Below are 16,331 nucleotides of genomic sequence, written 5' to 3'. Positions count from 1 at the left end.
TCTGCATCACCTATCGCCCGCCTTCGGTTGCGTTTTCTGCAACCCGAAAAAGCAACAGATACAATCGAATAATTCTTTACGTACGTACTAACCGCCATGCCATTGCATCGAGTAACTCTACCGCATTTCGCGGCCATTTTGGGTGGTCTTCTTATTTGCGGGATGTTGGGCTGCGGCCAAACACCCCACAAACAGCCAGCCCCGCCTCCACCTACAATGACAGTCGCTCAGCCTATTCGCAAAGAGATTGTCGAATGGGATGCTTACACAGGGCGCTTGGAACCGATTGAATTTGTCGAAGTACGAGCGAGGGTAAGTGGCTATTTGCAGTCAATTCACTTCGATGAAGGGCAGGTCGTTCACGAAGGTGATCTGCTTTTTATTATCGATCCCCGTCCCTTTGAGGCGACGTTAACCGAGGCCAAAGCACAGCTTCGTCAGGCCCAATCCCAACTGTCCCAAGCAAAAGCGCAGATGTCGGAAGCAATTGCGCAACAAAAACAAGCCAACGCTCAGCTGCAGTTGGCGGAAGTGCGTGTCCAACGAGCGAGACGACTTCGTGAGAGCAATGCGGTTGCCCAGGATGAACTCGACCAGCGGGAAACAGATATCGTACAAAGTCAAGCCGATGTCGCTTCCGCTGAGGCGAGTATCCAACTGGCGGAAGCTGCTGGCGACACCGCCAATGCTGCGATCGAAGCCGCCAATGCTCGGATCGCCTCGGCCCAGCTTGATTTGAATTATACGCGGGTTTACGCACCGGTGTCGGGGCGGATTAGTCGCGAGTATGTCACCGAAGGGAACCTCATCAGCGGAGGGACAGCGACCTCGACGTTGCTGACAACAATTACTTCGGTCGAACCAATCTACTGCGCCTTCGATGTCAACGAACACCAAGCCCTGAAGTACATTCGCTTGGCTCAACAAGGAAAGCGAAAGAGTTCGCGCGATGCGAAGAACCCTGTCTATCTAGGATTGTCCGACGAAAAGAACTTCCCTCATTTGGGTCACATGGAGTTCGTCGATAATCGCTTCGATACCAATACGGCCAGCATGCGAGTTCGTTGTATTTTCCGCAATGAAGATCAAGTGCTTGTCCCCGGGATGTTTGCCCGTGTTCGCCTGCCTGGAAGTGCGGCGTATGAAGCGGTACTTATTCCGGACTCTGCCATTGGGACGGATCAGTCTTCGCAATACGTTTACATTGTGGAAGGCAATAAGATCGAACGTCGCGCTGTGGTTCCCGGCCCTTTGGTCGATGGCCTGCGAGTGATTCGCGAAGGACTCACTGGGACAGAGCAATTAGTCACCGAGGGGCTGCTGTTGGGCCGCCCGGGGATGGAAGTGCAAACCAAATCGGGTGACATTCAAGTGATCGAAGATGGCCTGCCCAACACCTATGTTCCTTTGCCACCGGAGCAATGGATTTCGTCAGGGCTAACTTCAATTCATAACAACAATCAGGATGTGCCGACTTCCGCGAACCGAACGGAAGGTGGCCAATGAAGTTTCCCCATTTCTTTATCGAACGACCGATCTTTGCCTCGGTGTTGTCCTTTCTGATCGTTTTGATTGGGGGCATCGTTTATTACACGCTTCCGGTATCGCAATATCCCGACGTGGTTCCTCCGACGATTGTCGTGCGGGCCAGTTATCCGGGGGCTACTCCTCAGGTGATTGCTGATACGGTTGCCACGCCCATCGAACAAGAGATGAACGGCGTCGACGACATGATGTATATGGAGTCGTCTTCCAGCGCCGACGGCACGATGCAGCTTACGGTCACGTTTAAGCTGGGAACCGACCTAGACGATGCCCAGGTGTTGGTACAAAACCGGGTTGCGATTGCCGAGCCACGCTTACCGGAAGCGGTACGGCAAATTGGTGTGACCACCAGCAAACAAATTCCCGACATGCTGATGGTGGTTCACTTGAACTCTCCTGACCGCAGTCGAGACCAGTTGTACATCAGTAATTTCGCCTTTCTGCGTGTTCGCGATGCCATGATGCGTCTCGATGGCGTGGGGGATGTGCGAATTGCTGGGGGTAACGAATACGCCATGCGGGTCTGGCTCGATATCGAACGCATGACCCATCTCGATCTCATGCCAGAGGACGTGATTGCCGCGATTCGGGGACAGAACGTGCAAGTCGCCGCAGGGGTGATTGGTCAACCTCCGACCGACGAGACCGGCGCCTTTCAGTTGAATGTCACGACGCAAGGCCGTTTAAAGGATACCGAAGAGTTCGGCAAGATCATCATTAAACGTGGCGAAGATGGGCGTGTTACGCGCTTGAGTGACGTCGCCAGAGTAGAGCTTGGCGCGCAAGACTATTCGCGGCTTAGCTACCTGGATGGTAAACCAGCGGTGGCGGTTCTGGTGTATCAACGCCCCGGTACCAACGCCGTCGAGACCGCCAGGCAAATCAAGCAAACGATGGCCGATCTCAGTAAAGACTTTCCTGTGGGAATCGGCTACGAGATTGCCTACAACCCGACCGATTTCGTCGAGGAATCGATCGACGAAGTGTTTGAAACGCTGTATATCACGACCGGCTTCGTGGTCTTTACGGTTTTCATCTTTTTGCACGGCTGGCGTCCTACCATCATTCCGGTGATCGCGATTCCGATCTCGTTGATTGGTACGTTTGCGGTAATGCAGCTGCTAGGCGTCTCGTTGAATACCCTCTCGCTGTTCGGGCTCGTCTTGGCGATTGGTATCGTCGTGGACGATGCGATTGTCGTGGTGGAAAACGTCGAGCGATTAATCGCCGAAGGGCTCGCACCGCGCGAAGCAACGCACAAGGCAATGGACGAAGTGGGATCGGCTTTGATTGCAACCACTTTGGTGTTGATTGCCGTGTTTGTGCCGACCGTCTTCATTCCTAGCATCAGCGGAAAGTTCTATCAACAGTTTGCCATCACCATCGCGATTTCCACGGCGTTTTCCACATTTGTGTCGTTAACGCTAAGCCCTGCTTTGTGTGCGTTGTTGCTAAAGCCGAAAGGGGCCGCCAGAAATCTTAGTGGACGAATCGTCGATAAGTGCTTTGGCTGGTTCTTCCGCTTATTCAACCGCAGCTTCGATGTTACGAGCGATTTCTACGCGTGGGTCATCTCACGAATCGTTCGTGTCTCGGCGGTGGTTTTGTTGCTTTACGTTGGGCTGTTGTATTGCACATGGAGTAGTTTTGGACTGGTACCAACAGGCTTTGTGCCTGCGATGGATCAAGGGTATTTGATTGTCAGTATTCGCCTGCCCGATGGCGCTGCGTTGTCCCGGACTGATGTCGTCACACGAAAGGTCGCCGAGATTGGTGGCAAGATTGATGGCGTTGCACACTCGGTCGGGATTGCTGGGTTATCAGGTTCGACTTTTACCATTAGTCCGAACGCCGCAGTGACGTTCCTCCCTTTAGAGGATGCGAAAGAACGAGCGGCCCGCGGGCGCGATGTCAATGCGATTGTCGCGGACCTTCGCCGGGAAATGGCGGTGGTAAATGAAGCAGAGATTTTTGTCATTCCGCCACCACCGGTACGTGGTATCGGGCGTGGCGGCGGTTATAAAATGTATCTCCAAGACCAAAGCGGGGCTGGGATCGATGCTTTGAACCTGGTTACGCAGCGGATGGTAGCCGAAGCCAACCAACAGCCAGGCTTAGTTCAGGTTTATTCCAATTACCGTTTGAGCGTGCCTCAGGTTTACGCCGAGGTCGATCGTACTAAAGCCGAGATGCTTGATGTCCCGGTCGCGAACATCTTCCAGGCGTTGCAGGTTTATCTTGGTTCGTTGTACGTGAACGATTTCAATTTTCTGGGACGTACCTATCGTGTCACCGCGCAAGCGGAACCAGAATTCCGGGACGAGCCGAGCGATATCTTGCAACTCCGTACACGTAGTGCGCGTGGGGCCAGTGTTTCGCTGGGGTCGCTGGTGGAATTGAAACGCGTGACGGGGCCCGATCGGTTGGTACGTTTCAATCTGTATCCTGCGGCCGATATTAACGGCGACACGGTCCCTGATTATAGCACCGGACAATCGTTAGACACGATGGAGAGTTTAGCTCAGGCCAACCTCCCGCCGGGGTTCGGATATGCCTGGACAGATATCGCCTATCAAGAACGCCAAGCTGGCAATACGATTGTTTACCTCTTTCCGCTGGCGGTGCTGTTCGTCTTTTTGACGTTGGCTGCTCAATACGAAAGTTGGGTCTTACCAATGGCGATCATCTTGATCGTGCCGCTATGCTTGCTTTTCGCGATTGTGGGTATCTGGTTTCGAGGGATGGACAACAACATCCTCACGCAGATTGGCTTTATCGTGTTAGTGGGCTTGGCATGTAAGAATGCCATTCTGATTGTGGAATTTGCCAAGGCGGAAGAAGACAACGGGCGAGACCGATTTGAAGCGGCCGTCGAAGCATGTCGTTTGCGATTGCGGCCCATTTTAATGACCGCGTTCTCGTTTATCTTGGGCGTGATTCCTTTGTTGATCGCCACAGGTGCGGGCTACGAAATGCGTCGTGTGCTCGGGACGGCGGTGTTCGCTGGCATGTTAGGCGTGACCATTTTTGGCCTGTTTTTAACGCCAGTGTTCTATGTTGTCTTGCGACGATTTTCTCGCCAGAAGCCTCCAGCAAAAGCTGAGGAATAAAAGCCTTCAGCAACTTACTGCTGGGCTGTTGGAACAGACCTGTTTTCTGCCGAGCCAACATGAATCAGCCTCCCGGTTTGATGAACCGGGGGGCTTTTTTTATGAACGTACCGACGTGGATGGAGTCAACTTGCTTCATCATTATCGTAAAAAATACGAGATTTTACGAAGTCAGAAGCGATCACCACAGAGGCGAGCAAACGACAGATAAATACTACTGGATTCCTGGATTTCATTCGCCATAATGGGGGCCAATCTCTTATCTAAATAACGCCCAAATGGTGTCCTATGGCGAAAGCGAAGGAAACTCTTCCCAAGAAGAGCCCAAAGAAGGCGGCTTCTGCCGTTGATAACTCGATCCCTTGGTTAGAAGCCGATAAAGGCTACGCGTTAGGAATTCTGGCTGGCAAGCTTGTCGCCCGCAATCCGCAAGGCAAAAAGTTGTCTTCCGTTCCCAAGACGCTGAAAGATACCGAACTAGCCGAACAACTTTTGGCGGCGTGCGAATGGTTGGCCGTCCATCGGACCGAGTGTTTATGGCAGATCGAAACATGGATGTTGCGTTCGCTGCCGGTCCCACGCGAGGTCTTAGAAGCCGTTTGGCCTGATCCCGATTGGAGCGACATGCTGCGGAACTTGGTCGTCGTTGCCGCAGATGCGAAAGGGACGCCCCAAGCCAGTCAAACGGGGCTGTTGCGGGATGTCGACGCGAAGAAGGGAATGGGGGTCGTCGATCGCGATGGCGAAACACAGTGGTTGAAGACACCCCAGATCATGATCCCTCACCCGATTTTGATCGACGGGATCGAAGACCTGCGGGAAATTGCCGCCGACATGGAATTTACCCAAGCGGTCGAGCAACTCTTTCGACCGATATTTTCGGCCACAGCCGAGCAAAACAAGAGCGAACGGATTACGGATTTCCGCCAGGGGAAATTCGACCAATTGAACTTTGTCACCTCGCTCTGCCGACGCCTCGGTTACCAGGTGCGCGGAGGCTATGCGTGTAACAAAGTGTGGGAAAACGGCACGCCCATGGAAGCTCGATTCTGGGTTGGTGAAGGGGCCCCAGAGTATGAAACATACACAGACGATTTAGTCTTCGTAGATGAAGAGCAAAAACCGCAAGCGATTGCTAACGTAGGGCCGGTAACGTTCAGCGAAGGGATGCGAATGGCATCGCAGATTTATGCCAAACGTAAGGTCGAGCAAGAAGAAAAAGAAGGAGACGAGGCATGAGCACAGCACAATTGATCTTGAATGCAGGTGGCCTCGTTCCTGTGAAGGCCAAGGTCGACAAGGGTAGCTCGGAAGAAGTGGTCGCGCGAACGTACCAGCATCCCGCGTTGGGCGATCGTCCGTTGGTACGTATCAGTTCGGCACGCCTAGGCCAGGCCGAAGATCTGGCAATGGAATTTCTCGGATTCGAAGCGCCCCAGATCTCTAAGCCGATCGCCATTGAGCAGCGACGCAGTTTAGGCTTCGCGGCATGGGCCCTCACAAACGACCCAGATAACGCCCAATACGCGCTCGATCTGGTGAAACGAATGAAATCTGCCGATCGAAAGGCGAAATCAAAACCAGGGCATGCCTGGGATATTTACGATGAATTATCGAAGGAACTAGGACGTTCGGTACGGCACTTTTTGCCTCCCTTTTGGGAGGAAGTAGGACGGGCCTACAAAGAACTGGGGAATCAAACGTATGCCGGAAGGGCTTTGAATCGTTCGTTGGAAGCCGAGCGAGTCCATGCGCTTCCGTCGGATCGAAGCCGGCGACGTGATGTCATTCTCGAATTCGTCTTAGCTGGTTGCCTGGCCGGAAAAGCCCTTTCCGATTACACCGACGATTTAAAAAATCAATACCCACCGCAAGAAGCGTATGACATCTTCCGCGACTTGTGTGTGCGGCGAACTCGAGGTGGCATGGCTCCGTGGGCCAGCCTGCCGAAGGATTTTCTCAAGCTTGCTAAAGCGGCCGATTTAGACGCCGATGCCGAATTGGAATCCTGGCTAGAAGAAGTCATCGAGTCGCCTGCGATGGACCGCGCAGCCATGCAATTTTGGAAAGGGTGCGATCATTATTGCCGTCGAATCGTCCAGCGCAATTCGGCGTTTGCAGTTGCTTTGCTGCGGTATACCCAATCTAAGGTTCAGCTTTATGAAGAAAGTAAGCTATGGGATTGGCTCGATTTACTTGAAGCCTGGGGTGTTTTTGAGTTCCTGTGGGAGGACGAACACCTCGGTGCACCACCGCTGGGGGAACCGATTGCGGATTGGTTCGGTCGAATTTCTCGGCACGAGCTACCGATACCTAAACGTGTTTTTTGGATGCTAGAACGGCTGACGCCTCGTTTGAAGAAGGAAGGTGCTCCGCTCCCTCTTAGCACCGGTATTCGCTGGAATACGAAACCAGCGGATATCGACCTGATCGAGACCTGCCTCGATTTAGGGATCGAAGTCCAGCCACTACCGAAGGAAGCGGCTGTCGACTTCAACGGCTGGCTAATGGAACAACCAGACCATAAGTATCGTAATCGAGATCTCTTACTTGCGCCGGCGGATGAACGTTTTGCTGATGCGATCAAGCGTGGATTGGCTAACGCATTGACTTGCAAAGGGAAGTCGCACAGTCGTGGTTATCAGCGAACCGATTGGGAACGCCGCTCATTTCCTGAAGCAGCTGGAGAACGCGAAGGGATTTTAAGGCTCTGGCGAGAGCACGCTTTGGAAGTCGTGGGGCAATTAGAAAACACGGGACTGGCCAGCTTCAGCGAAGCATTTGCTTTGCTGCAAGAAACCTTCTGGCCCGAGACGTTACGCTACTTTCCTGAAGTCGCGGAGAAGCTCGCGGCTATCGAACCGAATACCTCGCTGCAGCTAACACTGCAAAGTGGCATCGTTGATGAATACGGATGGGCCGAGTTTGACCAGCTTGTTGAAGAATCCGAGATTTCTGTTGGGGCCAGCGTTTACTCGATAAAAAATTGTGCTCTGTTGTTTCCGCAGGTAGTGGTGTGGAATAAGACGCACGCGTTTGTGCTCGATCGCTCTGGAAAGATCTCCAAGCGTGAACTTCGCTTACCACCGAAGATCGAACTTCAACGTGTCGTGCCGGTCGGTTCCGATTTAGCGGTGTATTATCGCGATAAAGAGTGGAATAACCATTTCTACTGGCTTAGCGATCCTACGAATCACCACCCAGCTAGCTACAAATTTCTAGATGCAGACGGGATGCGCGAAACCATTTTAGAGGATGGTGGTCTGTTTTATGGCAAGCAAGCGATTCATCCAGGGGATAGCCAGCAGCCCCAATGTGCACGAAGTTACTTTCACGATGGTGAGAGATTCTGGGGGACCGAGTGGGAATATGATGACAATCTTGAATCCCGCACGTTGATGAAGGAGATCGACCCGCACACCGGTAAACTTGGACGAGCCAGCGTGCCAAGTTGGTTGGAATCGGCAGATGGGGATACCATCGATTTCGATTCGAGCTATCTCTTTCCAGTTCCCGAGCAGGCCAAGGACTCGCCACTGGGTTGTAAGAACGGCATGGTTGGCTGGAAGGTTTTCAAACGCCGTGATGGAACCTACGTGGGAGAAGGGATTGATGGCCGCCGCTGGGAGAATCCCTTGGGCGATCTTTTGTTGAAGGATGCGGTCCCCCTTGGCATGTTGCGGCGTATCGGAGCAGACGGTTACTTGTTGTTAGCGCAGACCCATGGACGTGGGAAGGGGGTGTTTGATACAGAACGGCGCACAGCAGTCGCCTTGTGGGAAGGCCACCGTTCTGCTTTCACGTGCGGCCAAGAGATTGTGTTGCCACTGGAATATTGGCACTTGCTGAAACCACGTCATGAAGCAACCTCCAAGAAACTGCGTAAAATCAGCCTGCAAGACTGCGCTTTACTTGTCGATACGGCAGATCAGGCTCGCCAAGGTGAGACTTCAGCAAAGCCATCCGAACAGTCCCCCGTTTTACCTGCAGCTGCCATCCAAGTCTTACGTAGCTTTGTGAGAGACGACGTTAAGGAAAAAATAGAGACGTCCCCATCAACTGCAAAAGTCTTTGAGAAGGTTCAAAACCTATTTCCGAAAATCCCAGATCGATTTGCCTGTGGGATTGCAGGGGTTGTTCAGTTTGCCGCCTCTTGTCGCACTGATTTTTTAGAGACACGCAAACGACTTGTAAACGAAGCACAGAATAAATCGGTATCAACAGTAGTTAACTACACAAAGGTAGACGAAGCGGTACAGACCTGGAAACTGCCATGCGCTTTTGCCAACGACTTCACCATCTCTTTAGCCCAACATCTGAAGTCTGTTACCGTTTTCTTACAGGAAGAACAGCCGGCAGGCCCCTTGCCGAGGGCAAAAAATATGTGGTTTTCCTTGCTGAACAACTTGCCGTGGAAAGTTTGGCAAACCTATTGGCGTGCCCAAGCAGGACGCTGCAGTCTTAAAGCCGATAGAGAACCGCCTTGGCGCGAATTACTTAAATTCATAAGAGAATTGGGAATTGCCCAATTGCCTGGTCGTTTTGATTTGTTAATCGCACAGAAAACGAATACCAATGGAAAGTCGAACAACGACCGTGAACCCACAGGCACGTCGTATGGGCTGGTCAGTGGGGAGGATCGATTTGTTGTTATTGTAATTAATTCCTTCAGGAAAATCGAATATCAAATCCTACGCTATAGCACCGCGAAGATACCAAAAACGCCACCAGGATTCGTGATTAAGAGTGAACAACAACTTTTCCCTCAGGCTGATTCCGAAAACTTCGAAGCTTTTTTCAAGGCGATCGATGCTGCTGAGAAGATGCCAATTCCGACGAAGAAAGAACTTGTCGAGTTGGCTGCTGAGCTTGGTGCCTCGCCTGCGGAAGTGGGATTGATTTGGATTGCCGGTCTGAATTTCGACGGCTACGAAGCGAATTTCCTGCCGTCCGAAATTCGCAATGCCCTCGGTATCAAGATGACCGACGCCAAGGCCGCTCGACAGAGTTTAACGAACCTGAGCGAAAATGTGCGGCAGGCGCTTTTCCATTCGGTCGTCGCGTCAGGACTGGCTGCTCCTTTTGCGGAGGATAAAACCGCAGTGTTCGCGGCCATACGTCAGGCATGGGACCAACACATGCCCAAACGTATCCCTCTCGATGCCGAGTATCAAAAGCTATTGTCTTCCTTGGCTAGGCAAAACAAGTGGGGCTGTATCGATCACGAACATATCTTAGCCGCCGCTACTGATCCCAAGCAGCATGGATTGCTACAGGTCAAAGCCTACAAAATTAAGTACACTCGCAACCACGAGTTACGTATCAAAGGGCAGCTAAATGCTGATCCCGTCACTGCGGCAGCCCTGCAAACGTTAGCGCAATTGGTGGCGATGGTTCATTGTGACACGCCTATTGGCCACGAGGCTCGTAAATCAGTACCCGCCCTCGTTGAGCAGTTGATCAAAGTCATCAAAGACGAAAACTTGTTGTGGGAACTCTGCAGTAAGTACTTCTATTCCAAAGACAAGAAAGAACTTTCGGTCGCTTGGATCAATCAGCATTTGGGTAAATCCAATATTGGTAAAGATAAAATAGCTCGCTTCGATGATGGCTTGCTGGTAGCAGCAGCGCACCAAGATTCCCCCGCCTTATTGATCGGCTACCGAGTAGGTAAAGTTCGTTCCGCCGACGAGGTAAAACGCTTGCAATGGCTGGTTAGTCTCGATGAAGATCCGTTCGGAGGCCAACGGAACCATCTTCCCCTGATTGCTTTGTTGCAAGGCAGCGGCTTCTGCAAGCTTCGTGATGCGATCTTAGGAAACGGTCTGCACCCGGGGGCTTGGCCTCAAAACCCCTTGCATTTGGCACCAGAGATTGTGCCTGCCATCGCTAAGAAGTGGAAGCTGAGCGAGGACGGGGCTGTGCTTTATCTGCAGACGTTGGCGCTGCCTGACCCTACCACGGCGAATGTTCGTAAATGGAACGACTGGACCGCAGCACGCTATAAGAAGGCCGCCACTGAATTGACCGCGCAAGGGCTTCTTCTCGAAGCGAAGCGGGCCAGGGCTGGTCGGAGCCACTTTTTGCCTGGCGAATGGAAAGAGTTGAAAGCCCCTTGGTTGTCGCTGGAAACCTGGAAACTGCCGCTGCTAGTCGAGGTTGAACTCGATGGCGGTTCATCCACACCGTTAGGAGGCCCACTGGTCTTGCGACCGTTCGAGGAATTGTTTGCCGCAGCCTGGCAGCGCGTATGCCAAGGGGACGAACCTCGTTACGAGGAGGTGGGAAAGAAGGTTAAGACCAAAGCCAGCCGCAGAAAATAGGACGGGTTTATGGGTGCAAGGTGGCCCGAGCCCGGGCTAGTTCGTATCGGCAAGCACGCAGGTATAACTGAACCGCCAGAAAGGTCTCGGCGGCTTGGGGGGCCTGGTTCAAAGAGCCTTGCGTAAGGGTATGTAAAAGCCTGGCCGCCGTCGGAAACCCGTTTCGCAAAAGCTGGGCGGTTTCCTGGGAAATACTGTGGATGTTCGCTTGTCGAGGGGCAGCTATCCCGGCCAAGGCGGCCGACAAGGTACGTCGCACCAGCGGAGCCAACGGATCGTCTGGGGCCGATGCAGTTGCGTGAGGGAAGACAACCGGTGCCGCTTGAGCGTAGCGGATGTGCTTCCGTTCGAGCTTGTCGAAGCCCAGCATCACCCGCCCCGAGAGCACGTCTGGTGGCTCTAGCTGCGGTCGCTTGGCATCTTGGGAAGGTTCCTCGGCAGCATCGGCACCGCAAGAGATTGCCAGCGGAAATAGAAGTCTTGGATCGTCCAGCGAGGTTCGACCAATCACTTTGATCGCCATCCCAGCGGCATGGCTTAGCATGGTCAGATTAGTGCGAAACGCTAACGCTTCGTCATTGTTCGCAATTCCTAAGCGTAGTTGTCCCCCGTCGGCAAGCTGGAGCAAAAGCTCGGGGCCACTGGCTCCTTGGATCGTCCCTTTCACAAAAGTAAAATCCCACCCAGCCGGACGGGCATCTACTGGCACGGCAACGTGTTGGTAGATCGCTTGCCATTGATCGCTCAGCGGTTGGGCGAAACGTTTTTCTAGCATCTCGGTTTGCCAAGAGGATGCTCCTTGCGGAGCAATTTTAATCTTCTTGCCCCGTCCGAGGCGGCCATCGGTGGATGCGGTCATCTCGCTGCCGACGTAGAGACTGCGCGACAGTAATCGTCCTGGCTGAACGAGTGGCCCAATTTCGATTCCACCACGATAAGCGTCCCAGGCTAGTTGGGCCTCGCCTGGTCGAACGTCGGAAGCAGAATAGAAGTGACCATCTTCACCTAGGAACCAAGCAATCGCCCCGGCATGCCCACTTCGCGAAACGACCGGTTCGGCCAGCAAGCCGTGTAAGCGTTTTGGACGCACCGAGAACTGTTCGCGGCGCGCCGTTCCGATCCAGAAAGATTCCGGCGCCGGCTGATGGGCGAGCCGGTGAGCCGTTTCTAGCAAGTCGGCCAGGTCGGAGATCAATTGTGGTGGGTCGGCTTGGGGCGAACGGGCCCTTAATTGGGTAACGCCCGTGATCACGCGTATTCCTAGGCTGGCAGCACGGTGCAAACCAACCGCTCGGCACTGATGCACACTTCGCTGCAGACCGGCTTGAATTGTTACACCAGCATTGGCAACGCCAACTTGCAGCACGCGAGCAACTTGTGCTTCCAGCCTTTCAGCTGCTTGACGCTGTTTGGGATTTACGGCATCGCTTGTTGGTTGTTCTTCGGTGGCTTCTGTGGCTTGTTCTTCGAGCGGTGGATCAGCGGCGGAGAGTTCCTCTATCGCGTGCGTCTCCAAGATCGTCAGACAAGCCATGACATGAAAACAATGGGGCGACAGTAAACAGGTGCAGCGAACTTGCTCAAGCTGGTTGATCTGTTGGCTGGTAAGATGAACCGTTTCGCCTCCAGTGTCGATTTGCCACTGGTCGTCTTGTGGTTGCCAATTCCATTTGGTGGCTTCATCCGGGGAACGATCGAGGCGGCGACGCACACGGTCTGGAGCAGCTTCGATGATGGTGGCGACCAACTCGCCTGATACTGTAGGACGAACTACGCTCATGCGTTGGCACCTCGAATCTGATCTCCAACCCATTGGGCCAACCGTTCGGGAGTTACCGCGGCCACCGACATACCAGCGCCGGCTAGGGCTGAGGCATTGCCTGCGTGATAGCGGGGGTTGGCTTCGTCGTCGAGCGCCGCAAGCCCCAATAGCTTGACGCCTGACTCAACAAGCGTCGCAGCTTCCCCCAGCATGCGCCCAATGGAAACTCCTTCCTCAAAATCAGAAACCAGTACCACGATCGTACGTGATGGGTTTTTCACGGCTTCGCTGGCTGCTCGTAGTCCCAAGCCAATGTGCGTTCCGCCACCAACTTGAACCTCCATCAAGAGCGACAAAGGGTCGTCGACTTGATCTGACAGGTCAATTACTTCGGTGCTGAACGCAAAGAAGCGAACATCAATCGCAGGCAAGGCCGAGAAAATTGCTCCCATCAACGCGCTGTAGATAACCGAAGGCTCCATCGACCCAGAGACGTCGACGACGAATATCAAGTGCCAGTCCATTTGCTTGCGACTCGGTGCTCGAAACGACATTCGACGCGGAGCCAAAGCGATGCTGCCATTTTCGCGGCGATAAGCGGTCGCCAGGTTCTCGCGTATCGTGCGAGGAAAGTCGACCTTGCGCTGCTTGCGTCGGGTAGAGCGAGCCGTACTGAGACCATTGAGGGCTGGTCGCAAGCGATTGGCAAGCTGCTGGGCCAAACGCTGGGTGATCTTGCGAGCTAATTGCCGCAGCAGGGCTAACTCTGACTCCGGCAGCGCGCCTTTGAGCGAGAGAACCTGTTCGAGCAACGCCACGGACGGACGAACCTGGTCACCATCTAAATGCTCTAGCAATGCCGGGCGATTGCCTGTGGCTGCCTCGGCGGCGATTTCCTCACACAGGTCTTTGCCAAACAAACCGGATAGTTCGTGCAGCCATTCTCGCGCGGTGGGAGTCGCTTTTTCTGTTCCGCCACGGTTGGAAGGGACTAGGTCGTCGTGGTAACCGCGTCCTGGGCGAACGGCGCCTCCATAGAGTTCATCTAGCGTCGAAGCCACACGTTGACTTTTTTTTCCAGTGGTTCCCTGAACTCCTAATACAAGCCGCCAGCGATCAGCCAGCGATATCTGCCCTGGAGGTTCACTCACCGTGACCGGGCGAGCATAGGCATCGTGCTTGCCTGGTTCGTGCATCACAAAGTCAGGGATTAATCTGCTGATTGCTTCTCGTCCGACGCGATCTGTTGAACTGGCGGCAGCCATCGCCAAAGGATCTTCAAGCAGCATTCGGCGGATGTTGCCTGGGCCGTCTGGTTCCAAGATCTCTAGCCGTTCGGTCAGCAGGCGGGCTCGCTCGTTGGGCGAGACCGAATCGAATCCAGCCCGCAGCGCTGGCAAACGTGTCAGAAATTCGGAATCGTCAGATGCTTCGAGCCGCACTTGAAGCCCGTCGAGCCAACTTGCTTCCGCTTCAATCAGAGGTAACAGGGGAACCAGTAACCCTTGTAAGCGGCTGCGCAGATGTTGGCGACCGTCATAGTGTGAGGCGGCGTCGTACCAGCTGGAAAGGGCTTGCGAAAGCTGCTCGGTATTGGCTTCACCGGTGATCGCCAAGCCACCCCAAGCCGCACCTTGCATGCGAGCAGATCCTTCTTTGCGTAAGCGATAAAGCAGCGAACGTAACGCAGGCCCAAGCGAGACGGCGGCTAGCTGCGGCGAATCGTTTTCGTCGGTCGCATGGATCAGTGCAATCAGTTCGGTGAGGGCGACGACATCGGCCGGGTCATCCGACCCACGCAACCCGTCGGCGCTGCGTATGGCCGTTTCCAGAAAGGGAATACTGTTCAATAGATTGGCGGAAACGGTCAACGGTTGAACATCTGGCGGGGCGGCATCTTCTTCGAGAAGAGGTAGGCCACTAAAATGCCCTGCCGCCAATCGCCCGATAAGCGAGGCGGCTTCGATCAACTGGGGCGTCGAGGCGGCATGTAAAAAGTGTCCGTCTAGCGTTTGGAGGTACTGCTTGGCGGCGGCTGGCAGGCCACACTCTGCGGCGGCAAACAAACGTCTGAGGGTGACCGTGGGATGGAGGCGACCACTGGCGTCGGGCTCTTCTTCGCCCCCGATTTTGCGTAAGGCCGATTCCGCAGCTTGCAGCAACGTGACGCCATAGATCGCGGCGGCTTCTACGGTGGCAGAGGTTCCGTGAGTCCAGCGAACCTGCCAGACTTCGGTCAGGTTTTCGCGGAGGCCGATACCGCTCGTGTCGGTTCGTGTGGCATACGGAATTCCAAGCAAATTCAATCGCCGAAAGAGCACCGCTCGGGCACGATCGAGTTTGGAACGCAGCGGGTCTAGTCGCAGTTCGCGGGCTTCCTCCTCTAAGCAATCAGGGCCAGGTAGTCTCAAGCGTGATATTGTTTCTTCGACGTGTGGAGCGAGCCCGCTGCGCGGTGTCCCTGGGGCCAGCTTGCCCCGCTGCGTTCCTACCAAGACATGCTGAGCGGCGGTAGCGACGGCCCGGCCGCGGCCGAGTAGGTCTCCTTGCACGAGCGTGGTTTGGATCGCTTCCAAAAACTCGCCTCGTCCGGGTGCTGCTTGCCCGCGAAGGCGGCTTAAATCGATCGCTACGCGAACCACTTCCATGGCTTCCGGCGAACCGGCAACGTAGCCGGCGTGACGTAGTTGGCGGCTAAGTCGCACTGCCAAATCCGAGACTAACGCGTTGGCCTCGCTGGCATTGGTCGCTTGGAGCATCGTTTGATGCCAAATAGGATCGTAGACGCCAGCCGGGTATCCACTGCGCGAGTCAAGTTGTGCGAAGGTGTACGGGATGAGTGAGGTTGAAGTTTCTATCGTGGCGCAATACTGTTCTGCTTCTTTCGAGAATGGCTCGGGAGGAGACCAGAGAAGGGGTTCCGGGAGCAACGCGGCCGCATGAAACGCCCCCACAATCGCCACCGAGTGGGACGGCGCTTTGGTAATCGCTGCTCGCATTGCCTGTTCACGATGGGCATCGGCAGCGGAAAGTGAACGGGACGAACGACTGAGCCAACCGAAATAGAGAGCCGCTCGTCGAATGGCTTCGGGAGGGCTGCCCATCGCCGGGGTTTCGACAATCTTATCCCACAACTCGCCAAAGTCACGGGCCTCGTGCCGATCCATGATGACGTCTTGCAGTTGTGTTGTGGCTTCTGATGGATCTTCAGATGCAGGAACAAACCGATCGGCGGTTTGCATTCTGGCGAGGTCAAGATCGCAAGGAATGATCGGCACCGCATGCCGCGCTGCCCAGCGAATCGCAACCAATTCGGGGGAGAAATCCGCGAGCGGGTAGAAGGAAGTAAGCTCGGCTCGATGGCAGGCAGCAAGTGCCACTGGCGCGGTCATTTCTGGGTGACCAAGGTGGGAAATCCAAGCCGCGAAATCTGGCGGCATCTCTAGCAAGATCGCCTCGGGACGAATTGCTTCGAGCAGCGCTGGCATCGCGCGAGCCAAAGCGGCCGAGTGGTGACGAACACCAATCAGGTGCGGCGTTTGGCAGGCGGCGAGATTTTCTAACGGCTGACGTAGATCTTCCCCTGACATG

Annotated in this window: 6 protein-coding genes; 4 read left to right on the top strand and 2 right to left on the bottom strand. The window is 54.4% G+C overall.

Features of this window, described 5'->3' with window-relative positions; genetic code table 11:
• Positions 1–96: 96 nt before the first annotated feature.
• From DTL42_RS02680 to DTL42_RS02665, 4 genes are all read left to right on the top strand, one after another.
• The gene (locus DTL42_RS02680) at positions 97–1,506 is read left to right on the top strand and encodes an efflux RND transporter periplasmic adaptor subunit (protein WP_114367142.1); all 1,410 of its coding nucleotides are present in this window, start codon (positions 97–99) and stop codon (positions 1,504–1,506) included.
• Positions 1,503–4,655 carry an efflux RND transporter permease subunit gene (locus DTL42_RS02675; protein WP_114367141.1) on the top strand — a complete coding sequence of 1,051 codons (3,153 nt, stop codon included), beginning with the start codon at positions 1,503–1,505 and terminating at the stop codon, positions 4,653–4,655. The genes DTL42_RS02680 and DTL42_RS02675 overlap by 4 nt, the downstream gene beginning before the upstream one ends.
• Before the next feature lie 288 nt (positions 4,656–4,943).
• Positions 4,944–5,894, top strand: coding sequence for a DUF4132 domain-containing protein (locus DTL42_RS02670; protein ID WP_114367140.1), 951 nt, complete (start codon positions 4,944–4,946; stop codon positions 5,892–5,894).
• Positions 5,891–10,978 (top strand): hypothetical protein, encoded by a 5,088-nt coding sequence (locus DTL42_RS02665; protein ID WP_114367139.1) that lies wholly within the window; start codon positions 5,891–5,893, stop codon positions 10,976–10,978. Before DTL42_RS02670 ends, DTL42_RS02665 begins: the two co-directional genes overlap by 4 nt.
• A 7-nt stretch (positions 10,979–10,985) precedes the next feature.
• Here the strand turns inward: DTL42_RS02665 and DTL42_RS02660 are convergent, their stop codons facing one another.
• Positions 10,986–12,758, bottom strand: coding sequence for a hypothetical protein (locus tag DTL42_RS02660; protein ID WP_114367138.1), 1,773 nt, complete (start codon positions 12,756–12,758; stop codon positions 10,986–10,988).
• Positions 12,755–16,330: a DUF5682 family protein gene (locus DTL42_RS02655; RefSeq protein ID WP_114367137.1), complete on the bottom strand. Its 3,576-nt coding sequence runs from the start codon at positions 16,328–16,330 to the stop codon at positions 12,755–12,757. Before DTL42_RS02655 ends, DTL42_RS02660 begins: the two co-directional genes overlap by 4 nt.
• Position 16,331 lies beyond the last annotated feature (1 nt).

Source organism: Bremerella cremea (assembly GCF_003335505.1).
Lineage (GTDB): Bacteria > Planctomycetota > Planctomycetia > Pirellulales > Pirellulaceae > Bremerella > Bremerella cremea_A.
The sequence above is the reverse complement of the archived record's forward strand: the minus strand, read 5'-3'. Positions and strand labels throughout refer to the sequence as shown.